Genomic DNA, 7,619 nt, shown 5'->3' on the forward strand with positions numbered 1-7,619 from the left:
GGGCTGGGTACGCGTCTGCCGGTCGTCGGGACGGATGTGCGTGCGGCAGCTTTCGGCCCGGCACGCGCAGTACACGCCGTCCCGGGGCCCGGCAGCGGCCCGCAGGTGGGCCTTGAGGTGGGCGACCGCAGCCGCACGGCCGGCGGTTGCGGACGGCAGGCGCTGCTCGGCGCAGGCAGGCCGGCTGCACGAGACGCGTACCGTCGCACTGCTACGACCGGCGGCGTCCAGACGCACCGTCCACCTGCGCCCCAGCACCCGCTCGTTCAACTCGCTCGCAGTGGCCTGCGTCATCCTGCTCTTCCTCCCGTTCCCTGTCGCCCGCACCGTCATCACGGACGGGGCATGTCAGCCCGGCCCACCGTACGCGGCAAACGGCCCGATAGTGGTGAATTCGCCTTGGTCAACAGGCCGGTGGCTTTACGGGCCGGGCGGTGCGAGGACGGTGGGTTCCCGGTGCAGCGTTCGGCGGGTCAGGGGGTCAGGGGGTCAGCTCGGGCATGGAGGGGGCTGCGGTGCGCGGCCAGGTGATCGCGTCGGGGACTCGGCTGTGCCCGGCGTGGCCGTTCTTGACACTGCCGACCAGGAACCCCTGCGGGCATACCCCCGGTGGTATCTTCTGAAGGCGCTCCCAGTGCCTTCACCCGTATCGCCTTGGGCGCGTTGCACCTTTCGGGCGAGCCGGATCGGCTTGTCTGCCGTGACGGTGTTCGTAGATCCATGGATTGGTGATGATGAGGCGACCAGCAGCACACGGACCGACGCATGCCGGTTTCCGCGTCCTGCTGGGCCTGCTCGTTGCCGTGGTGGCACTGCTGTGCGTGAACCGCCAGGCGGAGCGGGAAGAGCCCAATGTCATGCCGACTGGGCCTTCGGCCGGCATCGAACAGCTGCAACTCCAGGAGCGGGACTTCGTCGTCACGGAGCATGACGATTCGGCGCCGCCATGTGGCAAGAGCGTAGTCCTCGACTTGAGTGCCCCTCGCGTCGACGGCCAGCCCCTCACGGTTCTCTCCTCGAACCTGCCCGCCCACGAACCGGCATTCACGCCGGGGACCGCCTTCGGCTGCCGGTCATCGCCGGGAGGCCCCGCACCACCGAGTCCGTTTCCGCGTCTCTGCGTTCTGAGGATTTAGGCCGACCGCTGCGTCGTGTCCCTGAAATCCATGGAACGGAGTAATCGAACATGTCTTCTTCCTCGCGCTCGCTGAGCCGGGCAGGTATGGCGCTACGCGGTTGGCGGCCCCGACAGTGGGCCGCGGCCGGCGCCTGCGCACTGCTGACCGCGGTACTGATCGGCGTCCCGACCGATGTGGTCCCCAACCCGCTGTTCTCACGGTCGGTTCCCGTGCAGGGGTGGAACTACCCCGCACTTGCCGTCACCGCCATCCTGGCCGGGCTCGTCCTCGGGACCTATGTGCGCCGGCCCGCGCCCGAGATGCAGGAACCTCCACTCGGTGGCCGTCTGGGCTCGCTGGGCGGTTTGCTGTCGTTCCTGGCAGTCGGCTGCCCGGTCTGCAACAAAGCAGTCCTGCTGCTGCTTGGCGCCTCCGGGGCGCTCAGCTACTGGGCACCTCTGCAGCCGCTGGTTGCCTTCGCGTCCGTTGCCCTGCTCGCCGAGGCCGCGCTGCGCCGTCTGTCGGCACAGGCCGCGTGCCCCGCGCCGGCTTCCGCCTGAGGCCAAGCACCCCCTCTCGCTCTTCCTCCGTACCAGGAGAGGTACGTCATGCCTGACAAAAGCACCCCTCATTCACCCCGCAAAGGCCGTATGCGAACCGTTCTGGCCTTCGCTGTACTGGTTGCCGCGGTGGGCAGCCGAGCAGAAGATGGCTGAGCGTGAGGCCCGCCGCCCCGCCCGCGCCTCCTGCGGGGTGAAGTTCACCGACGACAGGTGGAAGGCAGCCGCGGCGCACCCGAAGCCCGGACCGCAGTGGCACCCGACCCTGTGCGACTCGTGGGAGAACCAGGCTGTCGCGGCCGACCAACAGGCCGACCGCGAACGCCAGGAGCAGGACCAGGTCCCCGAGCAGAAGGCCAGCGGCTGGCTTTCACGCCGACGCACCTGAGCTGGGCAAGCCTCCCGCCGGCGGCGCGGGCAAACCCAAGGCACCCTGGGTAGGCCCGCGTTGTCGGTGGTGGCTGGGATGGACAGGGAGTGCTCGGCCCGATGCTCTCGCCGCTGCGTCGTCGCGCGGTCCGGTGGGGGCTTCTGCGCCGCTGTCGGGCCCTATGGGTGGCTGGGGTCTTGGTGCTGGGCGGTGTTGAGGGTTTCTTCCACGGTGATGTCGATGGTCTGGTCATGTTGGGAGGAGACAGGAGATGCCGGAACGAAACGGCCCTCAGCTGCCACAGCGCGCACTCTCGACTCGATCGCCTCTCCCGCTCCCTATCAGACAGGACTGCTAAATCGCCATCACTCGCTATGGAACAGGGCGGAACGCTGTGAGAGGTGCTGAGCCTGCTGTGGGCCCCGACCAGCGCGGAAAGCGGCTGGCGTGGGGGTGCAGCACGACCATCGAGCACCTACTGATGAAGAGCCGAGGCAGGCCCGACCGCTGGCTGCTGCGCACGCCATTGACGGATACGGCTGCGTACTGACCGGCAACGCAAGGCTGTTAGGATGGCAGGCATGGGACTGATTGAGGTAGACAGGGTCTAGCCACCGAACTGCCGGTGGCTTTCACCCGTGTGGGCGTCGTCCACATCGGTGAACGATCGTTTCTCAACACACGCGCGTGAGTCCGCCCTTCCCGGGCGTTGACATCGCCGCGTGAATCTCGCCGGCACGTTCGCATCGCACCGACCTCGGTCCCGGGTGCACGACTGCGAACGCGCGACTACGACCTGCTAGGTATGCAACCTCCTCCTGCCCGGTATTCGGGTAGCGGCTCCCATGCCGCAGGAGCGTGGCTCTTTGCCAGTTCCGCTCGCACCTCTCGCCGCATCGACACACGGCCCCGTGGTCGGTTGTCCTGCCAGTTCCGCTGGCTCACACAACCCGTTCACGAAGGGCATTGCCATGCAACATCGCACCTCGCGTTCCCGCACTCGTCATCGTCGAGCGCACTGGAAGACCGGCGCTCCGGCCCTCACCACCTGCACGAATCCCGCCTGCGGCAAGGCCACGCCTCCGCATCGCGCCTGCCAGCACTGCGGCTTCTACCGGGGGCGTGAGGTCTTGCCTCCTACCGGTGGTGACGCATGAGCACCATCCTGACCGCAAGGAGCCGTTGGATGCGCATTCGCGATCACCTCGCGCAGACGGGCATGCCCGCGTTCCGGTTCCAACAGCTCATCACCGCGTGGCAGAGCTCGACGGCCGAGACCTTCGCCGACGTCCACGCCCTCCCGGCGCGCCTTCGCGGCGAGCTCGCGGAGCGGTTCGGGCCGCGGCTGCACCCGCTGACTCCGCTGGAGGTGCAACGGGACGAGCAGGTCGAGAAGGTGCTGTTCGCATCGGACAGCGGGGCGCGGATCGAGACCGTCGTCTCGCACTATCGAGCCGGATGGGACTCCATGTGCATCTCGTCGCAGGCCGGATGCGGTCTGGGCTGCACCTTCTGCGCCACTGGGGCGGTCGGCCTGATCCGCAACCTCACGGCGGACGAGATCGTCGCACAGGTGATGCATCCACGTTGGACGCGCGCCGGCCTGCCGAGGCCGGCCAGCGTCGCGTTCATGGGCATGGGTGAGGCGCTTGCCAACCCGCATGTATTCGACGCGCTGACGTTGCTCACCGATGCCGCCTACGCCGGCATGTCCGCGCGACGGGTCACGGTCTCTACGGTCGGGTTCGCACCGAATCTCGCACGCCTCGTGGATGAGCACCCGCAGGTGACGATCACGCTCTCGGTGCACTCGCCGTTTGCGCAGGAGCGGGCGCGGATCATCCCGCTCGAGGAGACGTTCCCGCTCGCGCAGAGCCTCGACATCCTCGACCGGCACGCTGCCACGAGTCGTCGCAAGGTCTACCTGGCCTATCTGCTCATTGCCGGCGTCAACGACAGCGACGACCACCGCGCTGCCCTCGCCGAGCTGGTCCACCAGCGCTCCAGGACCGAGCTGTTCCACGTCAGCGTCATCCGCTACAACGAGGCGGCCGGCGCAGCGCCGGAGTATCGCGCACCGTCCTCGACCCGCGTGGACGAGTTCGTGCGCGGGCTCACCGCGCGCGGCGTGCACGCGACCAGACGGCGCCAGTTCGGCACGGGCATCGAAGCCGCCTGCGGGCAATTGCACGCGAGGTTTTTCGCCGCGCCTTCCCCGGGGGCTGTCTCAGTCGACACAGAACTGATCCCCGTCACGCCCGTTGGTTGACGGGCGAGAAAAGAGAGAAGCACTGCCTATGTCTACGAAGTCCGCCATCACACTGCGCGATCTGACCTTCGAGTGGCCCGACGGCACCGTCGCGCTCGCCGGTGTCAACGGCACCTTCACTGCCGGTAGAACCGGGCTGATCGGCCGCAACGGCGCCGGCAAGTCCACCCTGTTCCGGCTCATCGCCGATGACCTGCAGCCGACTGCCGGGCAGATCGACACCGTGGGCGAGGTCGGCTACCTGCCGCAGACGCTCACACTGCGGCAGGACACCACCATCGCCGAGCTGCTCGGCATCCACGGGATCCTCGACGCGATGACGGCGATCGAGTCCGGCGATGTCGACCAACGCCACTTCGATGCGATCGGTGACGACTGGGATATCGAGTCCCGTGCCGACGAAGCGCTGCATCAGATCGGGTTCTCCGCCGCAGACCTCGGCCGCCGCGTGGCCGAGGTCTCCGGTGGAGAGGGAATGCTCATCGCAATCACCGGGCTGCGCATCCGTCGCACCCCGATCACGCTGCTCGACGAGCCCACCAACAACCTCGACCGCGCCACGCGCGCCAAGCTTGCCGAGTTCGTCGACCAGTGGCCCGGGACGCTCGTCATCGTGAGCCACGACCTCGAACTGCTGGAGCACATGGACAACACCACCGAGCTCTACGGCGGCGCCCTGGACACGTTCGGCGGCCCGTACAGCGCATGGAAGGAGCACCAGGAGCAGGAACAGGCGGCCGCGGCGCAGGCCGCACGCTCAGCTCAGCAGGCGCTCAAGGTCGAGAAACGGCAACGCATCGAGGCCGAGACGAAGCTGGCGCGCCGTGAGCGGACAGGGAAGAAGACCCAGAAGGACGGCGGCATCCCGAAGATCCTCGCCGGCAACCGCGCCAGCAAGGCTCAGGCATCCGCGGGATCACTGCGCTCCACTCTCGACAACAAGGTCCAAGCCGCACAGGCCGCCGTCGACGTCGCGGACGCACGCGTCCGCGACGAGGAGCACATCCATCTCGTCCTGCCCGATCCGGACGTCCCACGCGGACGACGGCTGGCGGAACTGGAGGATGAGGGCCGAACCGTCGTGATACAGGGCCCGGAACGGGTGGCGCTCGTCGGCGCGAACGGTGCCGGGAAGTCGACCCTGATCGAGCAGCTCGTTCAGCGTGTCGAGCCGACTCCGGGGCGACCGCACGGCCGCCTTGTCACCGAACTCATCGGTTTCCTCCCGCAACGCCTCGATGGGCTCGACGACGATGCCAGCGCGATGGAGAACGTGCAGGCTGTCGCCCCAGGCACGCCGGCCGGCACCATCCGCAATCAGCTCGCCCGGCTGCTCCTTCGCGGTGACAGCGTGGACCGCCCCGTCCGCACACTCTCCGGCGGGGAGCGATTCCGGGTCTCGCTCGCCCGGCTCCTCCTGGCCGCGCCGCCTGCCCAGATGCTGATCCTGGACGAGCCGACGAACAATCTCGACATCGCCAGCGTCGAGCAACTCGCCGAAGCCCTCGACGCGTACCGCGGCGCACTCCTCATCGTCAGCCACGACTTCGCGTTCCTCGAACGGATCGGCGTCGACACCATCATCGAGCTCGACAGAAACGGACGGATGCATCAGCGCCGAGACCTGGGCATCTGACCGTCTTGGAGCGGGCATTACGACAAGCGAGTCAGGAGGCGGGTCCTCACATGATTGACCCGCCTCCTCCTTCGCACGCCGTTGTCCACGCGCCGGTCCATGCGCGCCATCACACGTTCACCGGTGCCGTGGCGCCCGTGGCGTACGGCTGGGTGCGCCTCGTCTTCATCTGCGGGGGCTCCGCCATCTTCCACAGCGAGTTCGGTGAGTGTCGGATGCGGCCGGGTGACCTGGCGGTGTTCGGCATCAACACCCTCTGCGGCAGCCAACCGATCGACCGCTCCCCAGCCACGACGTTGTACCTGGATCACGGCATTGTCCACTCCATTCCAAGATCTTCGGCGAACACATCGAGAGGACGAAAGACGTATGAACAGCAACCGAAATCAGACGCAGCTCACGGCCCCACCCGTGCCCTTCGCCCCCGAACTCAACGCGGAGTTGGAGAACCTGGGTGCGCCCCAGGAGAACGCGCCGACGTCGGCTGACGACATCCCCCGGTGGCGTGCGCAACTCACCACGACAGACCCTTCACTCAAGGAGTTGCGCGACCACGGCAGGTTCGAGATCCAAGAGTTCCTCGCCCCCGGTCCGGAGGGAGCACCGGACGTCTCACTCCTCTTCGCACGCCCCACCGGCCTATGCCAACAAGCGCCGGTCATCTACCACATGCACGGCGGAGGCATGATCGGTGGATCCAGCCGCACCGGAATGCAGACGATCCTCCACGAGTGGGCTGAGCCCCTTGAACTGGCGGTCGTATCCGTCGGCTATCGGCTGGCACCTGAGCACCCGTACCCAGCGGCGATCGAGGACTGCTACGCCGGGTTGTTGTGGCTCGCCCGCCATGCCGGCACACTCAGCGTGGACCGCCAACGTGTCATCGCCGTCGGCGGCAGCGCCGGCGGAGGCCTCACGGCTGCTTTGGCCCTGATGGCCCGCGACCGAAAGGGTCCCGGCATCCTTGGCCAGTTGCTGATGTGTCCCATGCTCGACGACCGCAACGACAGTCCCTCAGCACACCAGATGGCCGGACTGGGCGTGTGGGACCGCCGTGCCAACAGCCTGGGCTGGACCGCTCTTCTCGGCAAGGACCGGGAAAGCTCGCAGGTCTCGTACTATGCCGCGGCCGCCCGCGCAGCGGACCTGTCCCAGTTGCCGCCCGCCTATGTCGACGCCGGTGCCGCAGAGACCTTTCGTGACGAATGCATCCAGTACGCGACGCGCATCTGGCAAGCCGGCGGAGATGCTGAACTGCACATATGGTCAGGCGGCTTCCACGGCTTCGACCAACTGGCGCCACACGCTGAAGTCTCCCGAGACGCCCGCCGGACCCGCTTCCGTTGGCTCTGCCGTCTGCTGAGCCGAGAGGTCCGCGAAGCGTCTTGACCCGCCACTGTCCATTTCGCGGATAGGGTCAGCGCGCGAAGGCCTTGCAGACGCCCGGCCTGGCACCAACGTCGGCTTCCTTCCGGGGCGGTGGCACCGGGGCCCGGGCCCTTTGGGCGGCGCGGGCCCGGTGTGAGGGGCAGCAGCCCAGATCGTCCTGTCAGGACCGGCCTGCGCGACGATGCGGCGACGAGCGCCCGGCGCCCGGCCCGCCCGCAGCCCGCAGGCCCGAGGGTGCCGGACCGGCAGGCCCTGAGCCGAGGACGGGGGCGCCGAG

Annotated in this window: 6 protein-coding genes and 1 pseudogene; 6 read left to right on the forward strand and 1 reads right to left on the reverse strand. The window is 68.0% G+C overall.

Annotated features, from left to right (window positions below; all coding sequences use genetic code 11):
• Positions 1–294: pseudogene (locus tag ABZY11_RS41205) on the reverse strand (hypothetical protein); the annotation flags it as partial.
• An 892-nt stretch (positions 295–1,186) separates the two neighbouring features.
• Here ABZY11_RS41205 and ABZY11_RS41210 point away from each other — a divergent pair.
• From ABZY11_RS41210 to ABZY11_RS41235, 6 genes are all read left to right on the forward strand, one after another.
• Positions 1,187–1,678 carry a hypothetical protein gene (locus tag ABZY11_RS41210; protein WP_356484078.1) on the forward strand — a complete coding sequence of 164 codons (492 nt, stop codon included), beginning with the start codon at positions 1,187–1,189 and terminating at the stop codon, positions 1,676–1,678.
• A gap of 148 nt (positions 1,679–1,826) precedes the next feature.
• Positions 1,827–2,066 (forward strand): hypothetical protein, encoded by a 240-nt coding sequence (locus ABZY11_RS41215; protein WP_356484079.1) that lies wholly within the window; start codon positions 1,827–1,829, stop codon positions 2,064–2,066.
• A gap of 953 nt (positions 2,067–3,019) precedes the next feature.
• Positions 3,020–3,205, forward strand: coding sequence for a 50S ribosomal protein L32 (gene rpmF / locus ABZY11_RS41220; protein ID WP_356484080.1), 186 nt, complete (start codon positions 3,020–3,022; stop codon positions 3,203–3,205).
• Positions 3,202–4,317 carry a radical SAM protein gene (locus tag ABZY11_RS41225; RefSeq protein ID WP_356484081.1) on the forward strand — a complete coding sequence of 372 codons (1,116 nt, stop codon included), beginning with the start codon at positions 3,202–3,204 and terminating at the stop codon, positions 4,315–4,317. The genes rpmF and ABZY11_RS41225 overlap by 4 nt, the downstream gene beginning before the upstream one ends.
• A 28-nt stretch (positions 4,318–4,345) precedes the next feature.
• Entirely contained in the window at positions 4,346–5,953 is a 1,608-nt protein-coding gene (locus ABZY11_RS41230; protein ID WP_356484082.1) for an ABC-F family ATP-binding cassette domain-containing protein, read from the forward strand.
• Positions 5,954–6,322: 369 nt separating this feature from the next.
• A complete protein-coding gene (locus ABZY11_RS41235) occupies positions 6,323–7,342 on the forward strand; it encodes an alpha/beta hydrolase (protein ID WP_356484083.1) in 1,020 nt (339 codons plus the stop codon).
• Positions 7,343–7,619: the final 277 nt, after the last annotated feature.

Origin of the sequence: Streptomyces sp. NPDC006510, from assembly GCF_040611955.1 — a bacterium.
Classification (GTDB): Bacteria; Actinomycetota; Actinomycetes; order Streptomycetales; family Streptomycetaceae; genus Streptomyces.

Bases quoted from the DNA above. Each gene is read 5' to 3' on its own strand.
- ABZY11_RS41215 (WP_356484079.1), top strand. From the start codon at position 1,827: ATGGCTGAGCGTGAGGCCCGCCGCCCCGCCCGCGCCTCCTGCGGGGTG.
- ABZY11_RS41230 (WP_356484082.1), top strand. From the start codon at position 4,346: ATGTCTACGAAGTCCGCCATCACACTGCGCGATCTGACCTTCGAGTGG.
- ABZY11_RS41210 (WP_356484078.1), top strand. From the start codon at position 1,187: ATGTCTTCTTCCTCGCGCTCGCTGAGCCGGGCAGGTATGGCGCTACGC.
- ABZY11_RS41225 (WP_356484081.1), top strand. From the start codon at position 3,202: ATGAGCACCATCCTGACCGCAAGGAGCCGTTGGATGCGCATTCGCGAT.
- ABZY11_RS41235 (WP_356484083.1), top strand. From the start codon at position 6,323: ATGAACAGCAACCGAAATCAGACGCAGCTCACGGCCCCACCCGTGCCC.
- rpmF (WP_356484080.1), top strand. From the start codon at position 3,020: ATGCAACATCGCACCTCGCGTTCCCGCACTCGTCATCGTCGAGCGCAC.